Annotated in this window: 17 protein-coding genes; 7 read left to right on the plus strand and 10 right to left on the minus strand. The window is 69.2% G+C overall.

The window, feature by feature from the left end:
* Positions 1-6: 6 nt before the first annotated feature.
* From hisH to hisB, 3 genes are read right to left on the minus strand one after another with little or no spacing between them, the layout of a single operon-like run.
* Positions 7-654 carry an imidazole glycerol phosphate synthase subunit HisH gene (gene hisH / locus DLJ53_RS02735; RefSeq protein WP_111342134.1) on the minus strand — a complete coding sequence of 216 codons (648 nt, stop codon included), beginning with the start codon at positions 652-654 and terminating at the stop codon, positions 7-9.
* Positions 651-1,157: a DUF2628 domain-containing protein gene (locus DLJ53_RS02740; RefSeq protein ID WP_111342136.1), complete on the minus strand. Its 507-nt coding sequence runs from the start codon at positions 1,155-1,157 to the stop codon at positions 651-653. Before DLJ53_RS02740 ends, hisH begins: the two co-directional genes overlap by 4 nt.
* Positions 1,158-1,167: 10 nt before the next feature.
* The gene (gene hisB, locus DLJ53_RS02745) at positions 1,168-1,770 is read right to left on the minus strand and encodes an imidazoleglycerol-phosphate dehydratase HisB (RefSeq protein WP_111342138.1); all 603 of its coding nucleotides are present in this window, start codon (positions 1,768-1,770) and stop codon (positions 1,168-1,170) included.
* A gap of 148 nt (positions 1,771-1,918) precedes the next feature.
* On the opposite strand from hisB, the gene pyrF reads away from it, so the two are divergent.
* From pyrF to DLJ53_RS02760, 3 genes are all read left to right on the plus strand, one after another.
* Complete coding sequence (gene pyrF / locus DLJ53_RS02750; RefSeq protein WP_111342140.1) at positions 1,919-2,617, plus strand: orotidine-5'-phosphate decarboxylase; 699 nt, start codon at positions 1,919-1,921, stop codon at positions 2,615-2,617.
* Positions 2,618-2,755: 138 nt separating this feature from the next.
* A complete protein-coding gene (locus DLJ53_RS02755) occupies positions 2,756-3,139 on the plus strand; it encodes an ArsR/SmtB family transcription factor (RefSeq protein ID WP_111343999.1) in 384 nt (127 codons plus the stop codon).
* Complete coding sequence (locus tag DLJ53_RS02760) at positions 3,136-3,666, plus strand: SRPBCC family protein (protein WP_111342142.1); 531 nt, start codon at positions 3,136-3,138, stop codon at positions 3,664-3,666. Before DLJ53_RS02755 ends, DLJ53_RS02760 begins: the two co-directional genes overlap by 4 nt.
* 25 nt (positions 3,667-3,691) lie before the next feature.
* Here DLJ53_RS02760 and murJ read toward each other — a convergent pair whose 3' ends face one another.
* From murJ to rph, 5 genes are all read right to left on the minus strand, one after another.
* The gene (gene murJ, locus DLJ53_RS02765; RefSeq protein ID WP_111342144.1) at positions 3,692-5,257 is read right to left on the minus strand and encodes a murein biosynthesis integral membrane protein MurJ; all 1,566 of its coding nucleotides are present in this window, start codon (positions 5,255-5,257) and stop codon (positions 3,692-3,694) included.
* Positions 5,258-5,272: 15 nt separating this feature from the next.
* Positions 5,273-8,026 (minus strand): [protein-PII] uridylyltransferase, encoded by a 2,754-nt coding sequence (locus tag DLJ53_RS02770; RefSeq protein WP_111342146.1) that lies wholly within the window; start codon positions 8,024-8,026, stop codon positions 5,273-5,275.
* A complete protein-coding gene (gene hemW, locus DLJ53_RS02775; protein WP_425320951.1) occupies positions 8,023-9,225 on the minus strand; it encodes a radical SAM family heme chaperone HemW in 1,203 nt (400 codons plus the stop codon). Before hemW ends, DLJ53_RS02770 begins: the two co-directional genes overlap by 4 nt.
* A 314-nt stretch (positions 9,226-9,539) precedes the next feature.
* Complete coding sequence (rdgB, locus tag DLJ53_RS02780; protein WP_111342148.1) at positions 9,540-10,181, minus strand: RdgB/HAM1 family non-canonical purine NTP pyrophosphatase; 642 nt, start codon at positions 10,179-10,181, stop codon at positions 9,540-9,542.
* Positions 10,178-10,891: a ribonuclease PH gene (rph, locus tag DLJ53_RS02785; RefSeq protein WP_111342150.1), complete on the minus strand. Its 714-nt coding sequence runs from the start codon at positions 10,889-10,891 to the stop codon at positions 10,178-10,180. Before rph ends, rdgB begins: the two co-directional genes overlap by 4 nt.
* A gap of 84 nt (positions 10,892-10,975) precedes the next feature.
* Here rph and hrcA point away from each other — a divergent pair, with 84 nt between their 5' ends.
* Both hrcA and DLJ53_RS02795 read left to right on the plus strand, forming a co-directional pair.
* On the plus strand, positions 10,976-12,037 hold the full coding sequence (hrcA, locus tag DLJ53_RS02790) for a heat-inducible transcriptional repressor HrcA (protein ID WP_111342151.1): 1,062 nt from the start codon (positions 10,976-10,978) through the stop codon (positions 12,035-12,037).
* Positions 12,038-12,208: 171 nt separating this feature from the next.
* On the plus strand, positions 12,209-12,517 hold the full coding sequence (locus tag DLJ53_RS02795) for a hypothetical protein (protein ID WP_146619864.1): 309 nt from the start codon (positions 12,209-12,211) through the stop codon (positions 12,515-12,517).
* A 114-nt stretch (positions 12,518-12,631) separates the two neighbouring features.
* Here DLJ53_RS02795 and DLJ53_RS02800 read toward each other — a convergent pair whose 3' ends face one another.
* Positions 12,632-13,309, minus strand: coding sequence for a formyltransferase family protein (locus tag DLJ53_RS02800; RefSeq protein WP_111342155.1), 678 nt, complete (start codon positions 13,307-13,309; stop codon positions 12,632-12,634).
* A gap of 183 nt (positions 13,310-13,492) precedes the next feature.
* On the opposite strand from DLJ53_RS02800, the gene DLJ53_RS02805 reads away from it, so the two are divergent.
* Together DLJ53_RS02805 and DLJ53_RS02810 are read left to right on the plus strand one after the other, a co-directional pair.
* Entirely contained in the window at positions 13,493-14,695 is a 1,203-nt protein-coding gene (locus tag DLJ53_RS02805) for a pyridoxal phosphate-dependent aminotransferase (RefSeq protein ID WP_111342157.1), read from the plus strand.
* Positions 14,696-14,736: 41 nt separating this feature from the next.
* Complete coding sequence (locus DLJ53_RS02810; RefSeq protein WP_111342158.1) at positions 14,737-15,234, plus strand: DUF992 domain-containing protein; 498 nt, start codon at positions 14,737-14,739, stop codon at positions 15,232-15,234.
* Positions 15,235-15,357: 123 nt separating this feature from the next.
* Here the strand turns inward: DLJ53_RS02810 and DLJ53_RS02815 are convergent, their stop codons facing one another.
* Entirely contained in the window at positions 15,358-16,401 is a 1,044-nt protein-coding gene (locus DLJ53_RS02815; RefSeq protein ID WP_111342160.1) for a WecB/TagA/CpsF family glycosyltransferase, read from the minus strand.
* Positions 16,402-16,599 lie beyond the last annotated feature (198 nt).

The following is a 16,599-nucleotide window of genomic DNA, read 5'->3' on the forward strand; positions in this document are numbered from 1 at the left end:
TCGCCATTAGGGGCGCCATTTCAGAAAGTTCGCGATCAGGGCGAGGCCGAGTTCCTGGCTCTTCTCGGGGTGGAACTGGGTGCCGACGATGTTGTCACGGCCGACGATGGCGGCGAACCGCCCGCCGTGGTCGGTCGTCGCGATGAGGTGGTCCTCGTTCTTCGGCGCGATGGCGTAGGAGTGCACGAAGTAGGCGTGCTGGCCCTTGTCGCCGAAGGGGATGCCCTCCAGCACGGGGTGGGGCCGGTTGAGCTCCATCGTGTTCCAGCCCATGTGCGGCACCTTCAGCGCCGGGTCGGACGGGTGGATGACGGCGACGTCGCCGGGGATCAGGTCGAGCCCGCCGGTCACGGTATATTCGAGGCCGCGCGTGGCCATCAGCTGCATGCCGACGCACACGCCGAGCAGCGGCACGCCCCGCTCCACCGCGTCGAGGATCGCCTCGACCATGCCGTGGGTGGAGGACAGGCCCATCATGCAGTCGGCGAAGGCGCCCACGCCGGGCAGGAAGATCCGCTCGGCCTTGGCGACGCGCGCCGGGTCGGACGAGACGACCACCGCGTCAGAGAGCCCGGCCTCGGTGGCCGCGCGGGCGACCGCCTTCTGCGCCGAGCGCAGGTTGCCGGAGCCGTAGTCCACTATGACGACACTCATCGCACACCTTCCGGCATCACGCCGATGATCGGAGCGCCCCAGGGCCCGGCGGCGGGGTCGGTGCCCGGGCCGGACGGTGCCGGCGGCAGCGGGGCGGAGGGAGTTGTGGGGCCCGACGGCAGGATGTCGGGCGGGATATCGTCGCGGCCGGCGAAGTAGCGCCGCTCGGCCTGCTCCAGCCGCTTCGCCTTGACGACGGCGGTCATCGTCCAGCCGCGCCGGGCCAGCGCCCAGCGCTTCAGCGCCCGCGCCTCGAAACCGAACCAGATGGAGAAGAGGAGCCAGGCCCACATGGCTGCCTCCTCGCCGAGCGTGACTTGGGCGAGGCCGATCAGTCCCATCTCCAGAATGGTGAAGGCGACGAAGACGAGCGGCATGCCCTGCAGCAGTGCCCAGAGCGGGCCGAGGATTGAGGCCCACCACGAAAAGGCGTCGCGCACGAAATGCGCCTTGAAAGCCGGGTCGTCGAACTTCTCGTGTTCCCAGACGGTCCAAACAGCCATAAGCCTCTCGCTACAACGCGCCCTTGGTCGACGGGATCGCACCGCCGGGCGCCGTTATAGCAACGGCCGCACCCAGCGCTCGCGCCACGCCCTTGAAGCAGGACTCGGCAATATGGTGGTCGTTATCGCCATATAGGGTTTCAACGTGCAGGGTGAGCCTGCCGTTCATGGCGAGCGCGGTAAAAAACTCGCGTACGAGCTGGGTGTCGAACGTGCCGATCTTCGGCGTCGCGAACTCCGTCCGGAACACCAGGAAGGGCCGGCCGGAGATGTCGAGCGCGACGCGGGTCAGCGTTCCGTCCATCGGCAGCAGGCAGTCGGCGTAGCGGGTGATGCCGGCCTTGTTGCCCAGCGCTTCCAGCAGCGCCTGACCGAGCGCGATGCCGACGTCCTCCACGGTGTGGTGGTCGTCGATGTGCAGGTCGCCCCTGGCCTCGATCTCCATCGCGATGCCGGAGTGGCGCGCGAGCTGGTCGAGCATGTGGTCGAAGAAACCGATCCCGGTGGCGATACGACGCTCTCCCGCTCCGTCGAGGTCGACGGAGACGGTGATCGCCGTCTCGTTCGTGGTTCTCACGATGCGGGCGTTTCGCGGAGGGAACGAATGTGTCATCTGGGTGTCTTCTAGAGCAAGGCCGCGCACGCTGTACACTGTCGGCCGCGGCCGCGTTGCTCGTCGATGGTCAAGACGAGGCGTTTTCCTTGGGGCGGCGGACCGTCCCGGCACGAAACGGCTCTAGCAAAACAGAGAGAATGCGCAAATGAAGTTTAGAGCTGCGGAAGACCGGCTCATCCTGGCGCTCGACGTGCAGGACCGGGCTGCGGCCGAGCGGCTGGTCGAGGCGACCGACGGGATCGTCGGCGTCTACAAGGTCGGCCTGGAGTTCGCCATGGCCGGCGGACTGGCCTTCGCCGGCGAGATGGCGCGGGCGGGACGAAGCATTTTCCTCGACATGAAGCTCCTCGATATTCCCAACACGGTGGCCGGAGCGACGCGCAGCGCCGGTGCGCTGGGCGTCGACTTCCTGACCGTCCACGCCTACCCGCAGGCGCTGCGCGCGGCCGTCTCCGCCCGACCGGAGGGACTGGCGGTCGTGGCGGTCACGGTGCTGACCTCGCTCGCGGACGCCGACCTCAAGGAAGCCGGCTACGCCACCAAGGTGGACCGCCTGGTGTCCGAGCGGATCGCCAGCGCGGCGGCGGCGGGGGCGGACGCCATCGTCTGCGCCCCGTTTGAAGCGACGGCGGCCAAGCGCAGCGGCCTCACCGTGATCACCCCGGGCGTGCGCCTCGCCGACGATCCGAGCGGCGATCAGAAGCGGGTCTCGACGCCGCAGGCCGCGATCATGGCCGGCGCCGACGCGATCGTCGTCGGCCGCCCGATCAACGCCGCGCCGGACCCGCGCGAGGCTGCGATCCGCTACCGCGACGCGATCACCGAGGCGCTCGGCGCCCTCTGAGGCCGGCACACCACCGACCGGACTTCGACGCCCCGCCGACCGGTTCGGCGGGGCGTTTTTTCGTTCAGCCTCGCCCGCCGCCCAAATCGTTCAACCAAATGGTTGACAATCTCCGGCGCGATGGCCACGTTCAACCACATGGTTGAATGTGAAGCGCCCCAGCTCGATACCGTCTTTCATGCCCTCGGCGACGCCACGCGGCGGCGCATGCTCGCCGACCTCGTCGGCGGCGAGCGCTCCGTCGGCGAGCTCGCCGAGCCGTTCGCGATGTCGCTGGCGGCCGCCTCCAAGCACATCAAGGTGCTGGAGAAGGCCGGTCTGATCCGGCGCGAGGTGCGCGGGCGAACGCACATCTGCCATCTCGACCCCGGACCGCTGGCCAGCGCGCACGACTGGCTCTCTGTTTACGAGCGCTTCTGGACCGGGCGCCTCGACGTGCTCGAGCGGCTCCTCGTCGCGGACGATGCCGCCGGGAGCGCTCCCAAAACCTCAGCAGAACCCCCCGAAGGAGACGACCCATGAGCGATACGACCACAATCGGCGCCTACGGCGTGGTGACTGAGCCCGCCACCTTCACGATCGAGCGGCTCCTGCCCGGCCCGATCGAGCGCGTCTGGGACTACCTGACGAAGAGCGAGCTGCGCCGCCAGTGGCTCGCGGCCGGCGACATGACCCTCGCCGAAGGGGCGCCGTTCGAGTTCGTCTGGCGCAACGACACGCTGACGGAGCAGCCCGGCCGACGCCCGGCGGGGGCCGACGAGGAGCACCGCCTCGAGAGCCGGATCCTGGAGGTCGACCCGCCGTGCAAGCTGGTGTTCACGTGGATGCAGGGCGACGTCACCTTTGCGCTGGAGCCGAAGGGCGAGCGGGTCCTCCTGACGGTGATCCATCGCCGGGTCAGCGACCGGGAGAACCTCACCAAGGTGGGTGCCGGCTGGCACACGCACCTCGACATCCTGGTGGCCAAGCTCACCGGCGAGACGCCGGCGCCGTTCTGGGACACCTGGCCGGGCCTGCGCGACGAGTACGAGAAGCGCATCCCGGCCTGACCAGCGATCCAGTGCGGGCGTGCCGTCAGCTTCGGCGGAACGCCCGCAGGATGTCCCTCACGCCCATCGCTCCCGACGCCTCGCACACCATCGCGAACACGGCGGCGGAGCCCCCCACCAGGATGAGAAGGGCGAGGGCCGCCGACATCGTGTCGGAGGCGAAGAACCAGGCATCCAGCCCCTTGGCGATGATGGTCGCGACGATCATCAGGGCGAACGCGGCGGCGAGGAAGCCGAGCGTGCGCCAGGCGAGCGTTGCGTCCGCCCGGAAGTCGCCCCGCCGCACCAGTCCGACGAAGAGCAGCACCGCGTTGATCCATCCCGCGAGGCTCGTCGCCGCGGCGATGCCCACATGCGGCAGACCCTGCGGCGCGAGCAGCATCGCGAAGCCGATCGAGCCGGCGACGTTCACGACCATCGAGATGCCGGCGAAGATCATCGGCGTCACGGTGTCCTCCCGGGCGAAGTAGCTCGGCGAGAACACCTTGATGAGCACGAACGCGGGAAGGCCGAAGCCGTACGCGGAAAGGGCGGCCGCCGTCATCGCCGCGTCGTCGCGTCCGTAGGCGCCACGCTCGAACAGCGTGACCACGATCTCGAACGGGACGACGATCAGCGCGGCCGCGGCGGGGAGGGTCAGCATCAGCGCGAACTCGAGCGCGCGGTTCTGCGTCCAGAGCGCCCCGCCGACGTCGCCCTTGGAGAGGCGGCGCGACAGGTCCGGCAGCAACGCCACGCCGATCGCGACGCCGACGATGCCGAGGGGAAGCTGGTACAGCCGGTCGGCGTAGTAGAGGTGCGAGACCGCGCCCGGCCAGAACGAGGCGACGATGGTACCCGCGACGATGTTGATCTGAGTGATGCCGCCCGCAGCGACGCCGGGGATGCCGAGCTTCACGAGGCGCTTGATGCGCGGCGATGCCCTGGGGCGGGAGAGGCGTAGACGCATCCCCGTCCGCCGCACCGCGACGTAGAGGGCGAGCGCCTGGACGATGCCCGCGACGAACACGCCGCCCGACAGCACCAGCGCGGACGTCTCCGGGTCGAGGCCGAGGTAGAGCGCGGCCGTCAGCGTCGCGATGAGGACCACGTTGAGGAGGACCGGCGCGAAGGCGGCCATCGCGAAGTGGTTCAGCGTGTTCAGGATGCCGGAGAAGAACGCCACCAGCGACATCATCGCGAGGTAGGGCAGGCAGATCCGCGTGTAGAGCGTCGTGATCTGTATGCCGTCGTCCTGCGCGAAGCCCGGCGCGAGCGCCCAGATCAGGATCGGCGTGAAGATCTCCGCGGCGGCGGTGAACGCCAGGAGCGTCACCAGCAGCCAGGACAGGACGGAGGAGGCGAAGGCCTCGCCCCCTTCCGGGCCGTCCTCGTTGCGCGTTCGGGCGAACAGCGGCACGAACGCGGAGTTGAACGCCCCTTCCGCGAACAGGCGGCGGAAGAGGTTCGGCAGCTTGAACGCCACGAAGAAGGCGTCGGCGATCGGGCCGGCACCGAGCGCTGCCGCGATGAGAATATCGCGGCCAAACCCCAGAAGGCGCGACGCGAGGGTGTAGCCACCGACGGTCGCGAAATTTCTGAGGAGCTGCATAGAGGGTATCCTCCTTCAGGCCGCGGTGAGTGCGGCGGAGAACGGCGAGTTGTCGTAAGCCTGGCGCACGTCCTCGACGATCCGTGCGCGCAGTTCCGGGTCGGTGACCTGGCCGCCTTCCGGGCCGGTCACGTAGAAGACGTCGACGACGCGCTCGCCGAAGGTGGCGAGCTGGGCCGAGCGGACGTTGAGGTTCAGCGCCAGGAGAGCGTCGGCGAGGTCGCGGAAGAGGCCCGGCCGGTCGAGGCCGGAGACCTCGATTGCGGTATAGCCCTTCGACCAGTCGTTGGCGACGATGACGTCCGTCGGGTGGTGGAACGCCTTCTGCCGGACCTGGCGCAGCGGACGGTCGCTCGGGCGCGGCACCGGTGCGCGGCCCGACAGCGCGTCGCGCACGAGCTGGCTGATACGGTCCGCACGCGCCGTCTCGTCGGAGGGATCGTCCGACATCGGGCGGATGTGGAAGACGTCGAGCGCCATCGCGTCGTTGGTGGTGAAGATCTCCGCCGACCGGACCGACGCCTGGACCGCCGCGCAGGCGGAGGCGACCACCGTGAGGAGGTTCGGGTAGTCCGGCGACAGCAGCGTGAGCTCGGTCGTCGTCGAGTCGATGACGCGGCAGCCGATGGTGACGTCGTCCGGCTTGGTCTTGGCCCAGAGCCTGGCGTGGTAGAGCGCGTCGTCCGCGCTGACCCGGATCCAGTAGGGGCCGGCGTGCATCTGCAGCCACTCGTCGCGCTGCGCCGGGGTGAGGATGCCGGCGGCCTTCTCGGCGAAGGCGTCCTTGGAGGCGGCGATCTTCGCCTCCCGCGGGCGGCGGGTGTGGCGCGCGGCGATCACCGACTCGGTCTCGTCGAACAGCGTGTGCAGCAGCGTCGACTTCCACCCGTTCCACACGTTCGGCCCGACGGCGGCGATGTCCGCCTCGGTCAGCACCTCGAGCAGCTTCAGCCGCTCGAAGCTCTGCACCTTGGCGGCGAAGTCCTCGATCGTCTTGGAGTCGGAGAGGTCGCGCGACTGGCCGGTGATCGACATCGTCAGATGCTCCTCGATCAGCCAGGCGACGAGCTCGGTCTCGGCCGCGCTGAGGCCGAAGCGGGGGCCGAGGCGGCGGGCGATGCGGGCGCCCTCGACGGAGTGGTCCTTCGGCCGCCCCTTGGCGATGTCGTGCAGGAACACGGCGATGTAGAGGGCGCGGCGGTTGTGCACGGTCGAGATCAGGTGGGAGGCGAGCGGGTGGTCCTGCTCCATCCGGCCGCGCTCGATCCGCGACAGCAGGCCGACCGTGCGGATGAGATGCTCGTCCACCGTGTACGAGTGGTACATGTTGAACTGCATCATCGCGACGACCTTGCCGAAGTCCGGCACGAAGGCGCCGAGGACGCCGGTCTCGTTCATGAGGCGCAGCAGGGTCTCGGGGTCCTGCGAGTCGCACAGGAGGTCGACGAAGATGCGGTTCGCCTCCTCGTTCATCCGCACGTCCGCGTTGATGAGCTTCAGCGAGCGGCGCATCTGGAACAGCAGGTCCGGATGGAGGCGCAGGTTGTGCGCGTCGGCGATCGCGAAGACGCGCAGCATGTTGACCGGGTCCTGCGTGAACGCGTTCGGGTTCGAGAGGACGACGCGGTCGTGCTCGGCCGCGAAGTTCTCGTCGAGGATGCGGGTGGAGGCACCCGTCAGCGAGCGCATCATCCGCGACAGGCCCATCGGCTGCACGGCATGCTGCGCCTCGAGGCCCGCACACAGGATGCGCGTCAGGTCGCCGACGTCCTTCGCGACGAGGAAGTAGTGCTTCATGAAGCGCTCGACGTCCGAGAGGCCCGGGCGCGGCGAGTAGCCGAGGCGCTGGGCGATCTCGCGCTGCAGGTCGAACGTCAGCCGCTCCTCGGCGCGGCCGGTGAGGAAGTGCAGGTGGCAGCGGACCGACCACAGGAAGTCGTCGCACTTGCGGAAAAGGCGGTAGTCCTTGGCCGAGAAGACGCCCTTGCCGACGAGCTCGGCCTCGGAGCGCACGCGGTAGAAGTACTTTGCGATCCAGAAGAGGGTCTGGAGGTCGCGCAGCCCGCCCTTGCCCTCCTTCACGTTGGGCTCGACGAGGTAGCGCGTCTGCCCCTGCCGGCGGTGCCGCTCGTCCCGCTCGGCGAGCTTGGCGGCGATGAACTTCTTGCCGGTGCCGCGCACGACGGCCTGATCGAACCGCTGGTAGAGCTGCTCGGCGAGGTTCTCGTCACCCTCGATGAGGCGGCACTCGAGGAGCGCGGTGCGGATCGTCACGTCGCCTCGCGCGAGCTTGATGCACTCGTCGATGGAGCGGGCCGCGTGCCCGACCTTCAGGCCGAGGTCCCACATCATGTAGAGCATCGTCTCGACCATGGACTCGGTCCACGGCGTCGGCCGGTAGGGGTAGAGGAACAGGAGGTCGATGTCCGACCCCGGCGCGAGCAGTCCGCGCCCGTAGCCGCCCGTCGCGATGACGGCCAGCTTCTCGGCGACCGACCGGTTGGCGGTCGGGTACACATGCTCGGCGGTGAAGCGGTAGAACGCCTGGATGACCGCGTCCTGGCCGTTGGCGAGAACCTTGGCGGCCTTCACGCCCGACTTCGTCGTCTCCAGCGCGTCCGAGCACGCCTTCAGCGCCTCGGCCCGTGCCTCCTTGAGGCGGGACAGGATCCCCGGGCGGGCGCGGCTGAAGTTTTCCCCGCTGTCGAGAAAGATGCGTTCGAGATCGGCGGCCAACGCTTCGGGTGTGGGGGGCACGGCTGCGATCATTGGGCAAGCTCCCGGACGACGGCGTTGGTGAGGAGGCGCGCGGTATCCGGTACGATGATGCGCCGGCCCTGGCGCGCGAGAAAGCCGCCCGCCACCAGCGCGTCGACGCGCTCCTCCGGCAGCGGTGCGCCGGAGCGGCGGGCGTAGGCGTCGAGATCCATCCCCTCGGAAAGGCGCAGCGCCATGAGCAGGTATTCGTCCGCCCGCGCGTCGGCGTCCAGGCCCTCCCGCTCGGCGAGGCCGTGGCCGTCCGCCTCGACGGCGGCGAGCCAGGTCTCCGGATGGCGGTGGGTGGAGGTGGCGGTGCGGGTGCCGGCGATGTCGATCCGGCCGTGCGCGCCGGGGCCGATCCCGACGTAGGTTCCGCCGCGCCAGTAGACCAGGTTGTGCTTCGCCTCGCCGCCGGGACGGGCGTGGTTGGAGATCTCGTAGCGGGTGAAGCCGGCGGCCCGCGTCATCTCGCCGGTCAGCTCGAAGAGGTCGGCGGCGGCGTCGTCCTCCGGAACGATCAGCTTGCCGGCCTCGGCGAGGTCGAAGAAGCGCGTGCCGGGCTCGATGGTGAGCTGGTAGAGCGAGAGGTGGTCGCCGGCGAGGTCCAGCATCTCGGAGAGCTCGTCCGCCCAGGCCGCCGTCGTCTGCTTCGGACGGGCGTAGATGAGGTCGGCCGAGACGTGCGGGAAGATCCGCTTCGCGAGGGCGAGCGCGGCGCGTGCGGTGGCGGCGTCGTGCAGGCGGCCGAGCGACGCAAGCTCCGCGTCAGACAGCGACTGTACCCCGAGCGAGACGCGGTTGACGCCGGCGGCCCGGTACTCCTCGAAGCGCGCCTGCTCGACCGAGGTGGGGTTGGCTTCCAGCGTGATCTCGGCGTCGGACGGGAGGCCGAGGCTCGTGTCGATGGCACAGAGGACGGCCTCGACGGTGGACGGCTCCATCAGCGACGGGGTGCCGCCGCCGAAGAAGACGGACAGCGGGCGCCGCGCGCCGGTCCAGGCGGCGAACGTCTCGATTTCCCGCGCCATCGCGGCGGCGAAGCGGGACTGGTCCACCGGCTTGTGTCGCACGTGGCTGTTGAAGTCGCAGTAAGGGCACTTGGCCTGGCAGAACGGCCAATGCACATAGACCGCGAAGCCGCCATCGACCGTGGTACGGTCGTCGTCGCGCACTGGTGACTCAACGTGTGCGGCATTCATCGGGCACATGTTCCTTCCTACGGCGTGTCGTGGTTCGAAAGAAGCACGCTGCGCTGGACCGAGGCGGACGAGGCTCTCGGTTGTCGGTCAGTGTGACCGGAACGCCGCTGTTCTTCCCGTACGTATCGCTTGCAGTCGCGGAACCGGACCGTCGCCGCATGGCCGGGTGTCCGCGCCAAGCCGGCATCGTACCAGCCACTTAGGGATTTCGGCACCCCGCCCACAGGTCGCGCCGCGCGCGCCGCGGCACCCGGCCGCACGCATCCGGCGCGGCCGCCCGGCCGAGGCCGGGCATCCGCGCCGTCATGCGCAGGGGTCGGTGGTCAGGAGGGGTCCGCCACTCCGAGCTTGCCCATGAATGTGGCGACGGCACGGGCCCGATGCGAGAGGGGCGACGGCCCGCCGTGCTTTTCCTCGGCGTCCATCTCGCCGAAGGTGCGCCCGTCCCCGTCGTCGGGCACGAACAGGGGGTCGTAGCCGAAGCCGTTGGCACCGCGCGGCGCGGCGGCGAGGATCCCCTCGCAGCGCCCCTCGACGAAGGTCGTCGGGCGGTCGGGGAGCGACAGCGCCAGGACCGCGACGAACGCGCCGCGACGCCGCTCCGCCGCCGTGGCGCCGGCGGCCTCGAGGCCGTCCAGCACGCGCTGCATGGCGTGGCCGAAGTCCTTGCCGGGACCGGCCCAGCGGGCCGAGTAGATCCCCGGGTCGCCGCCGAGCGCGTCGACGGTGAGGCCGGAGTCGTCGGCGAGGGCGGGAAGCCCCGTCGCCGCCGTCGCCGCTTCCGCCTTCAGCGCGGCGTTGGCCTCGAAGGTGGTCCCGGTCTCGTCCGGCTCCGGCAGGCCGAGCGCGCCGGCGGACACCACCTCGATGCCGAGCGGCGCCAGCAGCGTGTTGAACTCGGCGAGCTTGCCCTTGTTGTGGCTCGCGAGGACGAGGCGGGGGCCGATGTCGTCCAGCAGGCTCATGCCACGGTGAGCTTCTGCAGGTCGACGAGGCGCGAGATGCCGCCCGAGGCGAGGTCGAGGAGCGCGGTCAGCTCGTCCCGCGAGAAGGGGGCGCCCTCGGCGGTGCCCTGCACCTCGACGATGCCGCCGGACCCGGTCATCACGAAGTTCGCGTCCGTATGCGCCGAGGAATCCTCGATGTAGTCGAGGTCGAGCACCGGTGCGCCGTCGACGATGCCGCAGGAGATCGCCGCGACGTGGTCGGTCAGCGGGTTGGCCGTGATCATCCCGGCGGACATCATGTACGTCATGCAGTCCGACAGGGCGACCCAGGCGCCCGTGATCGCCGCGGTGCGGGTGCCGCCGTCGGCCTGGATGACGTCGCAGTCGACGGAGATCTGCCGCTCACCGAGCGCGGCCCGATCGACCACGGCGCGCAGCGAGCGGCCGATCAGGCGCTGAATCTCCTGCGTGCGGCCGGACTGCTTGCCAGCCGAGGCTTCGCGACGCATCCTCTCTTTCGTGGCGCGGGGGAGCATCCCATATTCGGCGGTGACCCAGCCCTCGCCGCCACCCCGCAGCCAGGGCGGAACCCGCTCCTCGAGCGAGGCCGTGCAGAGGACGTGAGTGTCGCCGAATTTCACGAGGCACGAGCCTTCAGCGTGCCGCGAGACCGCACGCTCCATGGAAATGGCGCGCATCTCGTCGCTTCGGCGGCCATCGTGTCGCATATCATATCCTTTGTCCCATGTCGGGGCTTCCGTTGGCATATTAAATGCGACCGCGATAGTCCCGAGGCAGGAGGCCGACTCGCGATGAACTTGGTGGACGTGACAGGCGAAGCAATCGAGCTCGACGAGCGCTCGCGCGACATCTTTCGCCAGATCGTCGAAGCCTATCTCGCCACCGGCGAGCCGATCGGCTCGCGCTCGATCTCCCGCAACCTGCCGCACAAGCTGTCGCCGGCGTCCGTGCGCAACGTGATGAGCGACCTCGAACACCTCGGCCTGATCTTCGCGCCGCACACCTCCGCGGGGCGCCTCCCGACCGACCGTGGCCTGCGCTTCTTCGTCGATGCGCTTCTGTCGGTGGGCGAGCTGTCGGCCGAGGAACGTTCGGGAATCGAGGCCGTCGCGCAGGGCGCCGACGCGGTGGACACGGCGCTGACCCGCGCCTCGCAGGTCCTCTCCGGCCTGTCGAGCGGGGCGGGCGTCGTCCTGACCGCCACCCACGACCTGCGGCTGAAGCACATCGAGTTCGTGTCCCTCGACCCGGGCAAGGCGCTGGTGGTGCTCGTCTCCGACGACGGGTCGGTCGAAAACCGCATCATGGACCTGCCGCCCGGCCTGCCGCCCTCGGCCCTCCAGGAGGCGTCGAACTACCTCAACGCCCACATCCGCGGCGCCACGGTCAGCGAGGCGCGGTCGATCATCGCACTGCGGGCGGAGGAGGAACGCGAGCAGCTCGACCGGCTGACGTCGAAGCTGATCGAGCAGGGCATCGCGTCATGGTCGGACGCGTCGGCGAAGGACACCGGCTCGCTCATCGTCCACGGCCGGGCGAACCTCCTGCAGAACGTCGGCGTGCGCGAGGACCTCGACCGCGTGCGGCAGCTCCTGGACGATCTGGAGACCAAGCGCGAGCTTATGCAGCTCCTCTCGCTGACGGAGGACGGCGAAGGCGTGCGGATCTTCATCGGCTCCGAGAACAAGCTGTTTTCACTCTCGGGGTCGTCCCTGATCATGTCGCCATACCGCGATCCGAACCACCGGACGGTCGGAGTCCTTGGAATCATTGGCCCGACGCGTCTCAACTACGCCAAGATCATCCCCGCGGTGGACTACACGGCGCAGGTGGTTTCGCGATTAATCAAGTGACAAGCAACCCATGGGCAGGCTTGCGAGTTTATTCGCTTTGATGCGCCATCTGGGTTATGGGTATTGCGTGTCAGTATGGCGTCGGAGGCCCGGCGGGGCATCGCGCTAGGTTTGCGCCGGTGGGCGGCCATGGACGAAAAGCAGGCGGATGAGCCGCCGGAGGACGGAACGATGAGAACCATTCTGGCAGCGCTTCTGGTCTTGGGAGCCGTTGGCACGGCATCGGCGCAGACCTCGATCACGGTGCGACCCTATGGGGACGGCGCCGGCGGGTCGGGCTACGTCGGTCCCTATGGGCCTAACCTGCCGGGTGTGGCGATGTTCCGCGGCCGGGCGGTCCCCGTCTCGCCCAGCTTTGCCGCAGGTGGTGTCAAGGTTCCGTCGTACCAGAAGATCGAGAACGAGCAGACCTACTCGCAGTCCCAGCTCCCGATCCTCGACGCCTGGCACGCCACGCTCTCCCCCGGTCTGCCCTTCTAGGACCGGTCTCCATCCTGACAGTTCCGACGACGCTGGCGCTTCGTGCGCCGGCGCGTGATCGCATGTCTGCACGGCCGCTTGCAGAGCGCCCGGCGCGCCGGAGGACGGACCGCGCTAGCTGCGGGCGGCCTTGCGCGAGACGCGCGTGCCGCTCGGCAGCGTGCCGATGAGGTCGAGCTCCGGACGGTTCGCCGGCGGGCGCTCCCAGGACGGCTCCCAGGTCGCGTACGTCTCGTCCTGCGGCTCGCGGCGGATGACGCCGGCGGCGATATCCTTCACCGTCCGCTCCAGAAGCGTCAGCCCCAGCGGAAAGAGCTTCTCCCGCCAGAGACTGTCGACCGTCTCGCCGGGGGCGACGAAGACGTAGTCCTGCGCGGCGATGTCCCCACCGTCCATCCGCTCCGACAGCCAGTAGACCGTCCCGCCGGCGAGGGGATCCTTCATGTGGATCGTCCAGCGCACCGCGTCGCGCCCGCGGTGGCGCGGCAGGAGCGAGGGGTGGTAGCCGATGGCGCCGTACGTCGTCGCCATGCGCGTGCGCCGGCCCACGAAATCGTGACTGTGCGCCGCGAGGATGAGGTCGGTCCCCGCCGGCACGGTCTCAGGTCGCAGGGTGCCGGGGTGGATCCAGGGGACGCCGGCCCGCTCGGCGGCCGCGCGCAGGCGGTCCTCGCGCACGCCGTCCTCGCGCAGAGCCGGCGCGGACACCGCACAGACGGTGCATCCCATGCGCTGGAGCATCTCGAACACCGCGGCGCCGAACGCCTTCTGTCCGGTGAGGAGGACGTTCATCCGCCCACTTCCAATTCTTGTTCGGGCCACGCCTTAGCACTGGCGCGGCACACGTAGCACCCGTCGGCTCGACCCAAAATGGCAAAGCTGCAATCTTGGTGAAACGTATCGTGTTCCATCGGCCCTTGCAGGGGCCGCCGGATGCGCAGATAACGGCCGCATAACCGACCGACGGACTTAACGATGGCTTTCCTGTCTGACACGCTCGCGCGCGTCAAACCCTCTCCCACGATCGCGGTGACGCAGAAGGCGGCCGAGCTGAAGCGTGCCGGCCAGGACGTGATCGGCCTTGGCGCCGGCGAACCCGACTTCGACACCCCCGAAAACGTCAAAGAGGCCGCGATCAGGGCGATCCGCGAGGGGAAGACCAAGTATACCGCCGTCGACGGTATCCCCGAGCTGAAGGAAGCGATCGTCGCGAAGTTCGCGCGGGAGAACAATCTCTCCTACACGCCCGCGGAGATCTCGGTCGGCACCGGCGGCAAGCAGGTCCTCTACAACGCGCTGATCGCGACGCTGAACCCGGGCGACGAGGTAATCATCCCGGCGCCGTACTGGGTCAGCTATCCGGACATGGTGCTGCTCGGCGGCGGGACGCCCGTCCCGGCCGACGCCTCCGCCGCGACCGGCTTCAAGCTGACGGCCGAGGAGCTGGAGTCGAAGATTACCCCGAAGACGAAGTGGGTCATCCTCAACTCGCCCTCCAACCCGTCCGGCGCGGCCTACTCGCACGCCGAGCTGAAGGCGCTCACCGACGTCCTCATGAAGTACCCGGACGTCTGGGTGATGACGGACGACATGTACGAGCACCTCGTCTACGACGACTTCGCGTTCCACACCGTGGCCGAGGTCGAGCCGGGGCTGAAGGAGCGCACGCTCACCGTCAACGGCGTCTCCAAGGCGTACGCGATGACGGGCTGGCGCATCGGCTACGCCGGCGGCCCGACGCAGCTCATCAAGGCGATGGCGAAGGTGCAGTCGCAGTCGACGTCGAACCCGTCGTCGATTTCCCAGTGGGCCGCGGTCGAGGCGCTGAACGGGACGCAGGAGTACATCGCCGAGAGCAACGTGGTGTTCAAGGAGCGCCGCGACCTCGTGGTGTCGATGCTGAACCAGGCGAAGGGCATCAAGTGCATGACGCCGGAGGGCGCGTTCTACGTCTACCCGTCCTGCGCCGGCCTGATCGGGCGCAAGGCCCCCTCGGGCACGGTGATCGCCGACGACGAGACGTTCGTGACGGAACTCCTCACCACCGAAGGCGTTGCGGTTGTTCAGGGATCCGCGTTCGGCCTCGCCCCGCATTTCCGCATTTCCTATGCCACTGCGACGGACGCGCTGGAGGAAGCGTGCCGTCGTATCCAGAGGTTCTGCGGTAATCTCAGCTGAGGCTGAACAGCGTTTCTCGGTCGTCTGAACGGAGAACTACCATGCGGAAATACCTAGTTGGCGTCCTCGCAATGCTGGGCCTTGCGATGACCGCGCCGTCGGCGAACGCGTATTTCGGCGTTCGCGTCGGGGTGCTGACCTGCGACGTGGCCGGCGGTGCCGGGCTGCTCGTCGGCTCGCGCAAGCCGCTGGCCTGCTACTTCAACCGGCTCGGCGGGCAGGACGAGGCCTACGACGGCGCGATTACCAAGATCGGCCTCGACGCCGGCATCACCACCGGGAGCAAGATCGCCTGGGTGGTGTTCGCCCCGACGACCCAGATCGACCCGGGCGCGCTCGAAGGGCGCTACTACGGTATTTCCGCGGAGGCGACCTGGGCACTGGGCCTCGGCGCGAACGTCTTGGTCGGCGGCTTCGACCGCTCGATCAACCTGCAGCCGCTGTCGGTGCAGGGTCAGGCGGGCGCGAACATCGCGGGCGGCATCGGCTACCTGCGCCTGAAGAGCCCGCCGCCGGTCCAGATCTACTACAAGAAGTAGTCTTCGGACGGACAGGCCGGGCGTCGACGGGACGTCAGCGCGAAGACGATCGAACGGGCGGGACAACTCCGGTTGTCGCGCCCGTTGTCGTTTGCGGCGGTGCCACGGGCGCCATCGCGGGCGCTATGCCCGGCGGGAGCGGGGTTCGGCGGCGGACGGGGTCATGGCGTCGTAGGTGGCGGCGGACTCGGCGGCGATCGCCTGCTGGCGCAGCAGCGCGTCGTATCTCGCCCGGTCGCTCTTGTGCATCCGGTAGAGCGAGGGCAGCGCCCAGATGATCTTCACGTAGCGCGGGCCGAGGCGGCGCGGCTCCGTGAAGGCGCGCCACAGCCACTCGGTGCCGGTGCGGCGCATGAACGGCGGGGCCCGGCGGATCTCGCCCGACAGGAAGTCCAGTGCTCCGCCGATGCACACGAAGACGCCATGGCGCACCGCATGGGACATGGCGCGCGACCACACCTCCTGCTTGGGCGCGCCGAGCGCGACGAGGACGATGTCCGGCCGGGCGGTGCGCAGGATCTCCAGCACCTCGGCGTGGAGGTCCGGGTCGCGCTCGAAGCCGAAGGGGGGCGCGTAGGCGCCGCGGAACTCGAGCTGCGGATAGCGCTCCTTGAGGATCTTCGCCGCGCCGTGCAGGCGGTCCATCGTCGAGCCGAAGAGGAAGACGGAGCGTCCCTCGCGCGCGGCCGCGGCCACCAGCGGCTCGACGAGGTCCGACCCCGTGACGCGCTCTTTCAGCGGTTCTCCCTCGTGCTTCGCGAGCCAGACGAAGGGCATCCCGTCGGCGGTGACGAGGTCGGCCTCCTCGTAGCATAGGCGGAACAGCGGATCGCTCCGCAGCTTCATCACGTGATCGAGGTTGGTGGTGACGACCGTGCGGGCGGGCGTGGTGCGCGACCAGGCGATGATGCGCTCGATGGCCTGGTTGAAGGTGATGGCGGCGACGCTGACGCCGAAGAGCCGCTGCTTCGGGAACGGGGGGAGGCCGGTGTCGGCCGCGTCGGGGGCGGGCGGGGGTGTCATCGGCTCGTCCATCTCTCGGGCGGTCGGTTCGTCGTTGCGGCGCGGGGCCGGGTCGCCGGTTACAGCGGCCGGGCCGGTCCGCTCCGACAGACTGCGCGCGATGAGATACCCGGCGTAGGCCCGCCTCAGAGTTGGGTGTCCCATGCTTGTCCTCGCCTGTCGTCGACCGGGTCGAGGTGCACATAGAGTTCCCACGAAAAAAGGCCCGGGAATACCCGAGCCTTAATCGCGGACCGCATTTGGGAACTGAGCGCGCCGGGGGCCACACCCTGGTTGGCTCAGCCTCCTCGGGGCGCGCTCTCGGACAAGCCTCGAGCCACCCCGGTGAGGTGCGGGCCGGAC

The sequence above is a fragment of the Acuticoccus sediminis genome (assembly GCF_003258595.1).
Classification (GTDB): domain Bacteria; phylum Pseudomonadota; class Alphaproteobacteria; order Rhizobiales; family Amorphaceae; genus Acuticoccus; species Acuticoccus sediminis.

Excerpts from the sequence above, each read along its gene's own strand:
- murJ (WP_111342144.1), bottom strand. The coding sequence starts at position 5,257 with ATGCAGCTCCTCAGAAATTTCGCGACCGTCGGTGGCTACACCCTCGCG.
- rdgB (WP_111342148.1), bottom strand. The coding sequence starts at position 10,181 with ATGAGCCTGCTGGACGACATCGGCCCCCGCCTCGTCCTCGCGAGCCAC.
- DLJ53_RS02795 (WP_146619864.1), top strand. The coding sequence starts at position 12,209 with ATGAGAACCATTCTGGCAGCGCTTCTGGTCTTGGGAGCCGTTGGCACG.
- hisH (WP_111342134.1), bottom strand. The coding sequence starts at position 654 with ATGAGTGTCGTCATAGTGGACTACGGCTCCGGCAACCTGCGCTCGGCG.
- DLJ53_RS02760 (WP_111342142.1), top strand. The coding sequence starts at position 3,136 with ATGAGCGATACGACCACAATCGGCGCCTACGGCGTGGTGACTGAGCCC.
- hisB (WP_111342138.1), bottom strand. The coding sequence starts at position 1,770 with ATGACACATTCGTTCCCTCCGCGAAACGCCCGCATCGTGAGAACCACG.
- rph (WP_111342150.1), bottom strand. The coding sequence starts at position 10,891 with ATGCGACACGATGGCCGCCGAAGCGACGAGATGCGCGCCATTTCCATG.
- DLJ53_RS02805 (WP_111342157.1), top strand. The coding sequence starts at position 13,493 with ATGGCTTTCCTGTCTGACACGCTCGCGCGCGTCAAACCCTCTCCCACG.
- hemW (WP_425320951.1), bottom strand. The coding sequence starts at position 9,225 with ATGTGCCCGATGAATGCCGCACACGTTGAGTCACCAGTGCGCGACGAC.
- hrcA (WP_111342151.1), top strand. The coding sequence starts at position 10,976 with ATGAACTTGGTGGACGTGACAGGCGAAGCAATCGAGCTCGACGAGCGC.
- DLJ53_RS02800 (WP_111342155.1), bottom strand. The coding sequence starts at position 13,309 with ATGAACGTCCTCCTCACCGGACAGAAGGCGTTCGGCGCCGCGGTGTTC.
- DLJ53_RS02815 (WP_111342160.1), bottom strand. The coding sequence starts at position 16,401 with ATGGGACACCCAACTCTGAGGCGGGCCTACGCCGGGTATCTCATCGCG.
- DLJ53_RS02810 (WP_111342158.1), top strand. The coding sequence starts at position 14,737 with ATGCGGAAATACCTAGTTGGCGTCCTCGCAATGCTGGGCCTTGCGATG.
- pyrF (WP_111342140.1), top strand. The coding sequence starts at position 1,919 with ATGAAGTTTAGAGCTGCGGAAGACCGGCTCATCCTGGCGCTCGACGTG.
- DLJ53_RS02770 (WP_111342146.1), bottom strand. The coding sequence starts at position 8,026 with ATGATCGCAGCCGTGCCCCCCACACCCGAAGCGTTGGCCGCCGATCTC.
- DLJ53_RS02740 (WP_111342136.1), bottom strand. The coding sequence starts at position 1,157 with ATGGCTGTTTGGACCGTCTGGGAACACGAGAAGTTCGACGACCCGGCT.
- DLJ53_RS02755 (WP_111343999.1), top strand. The coding sequence starts at position 2,756 with ATGGTTGAATGTGAAGCGCCCCAGCTCGATACCGTCTTTCATGCCCTC.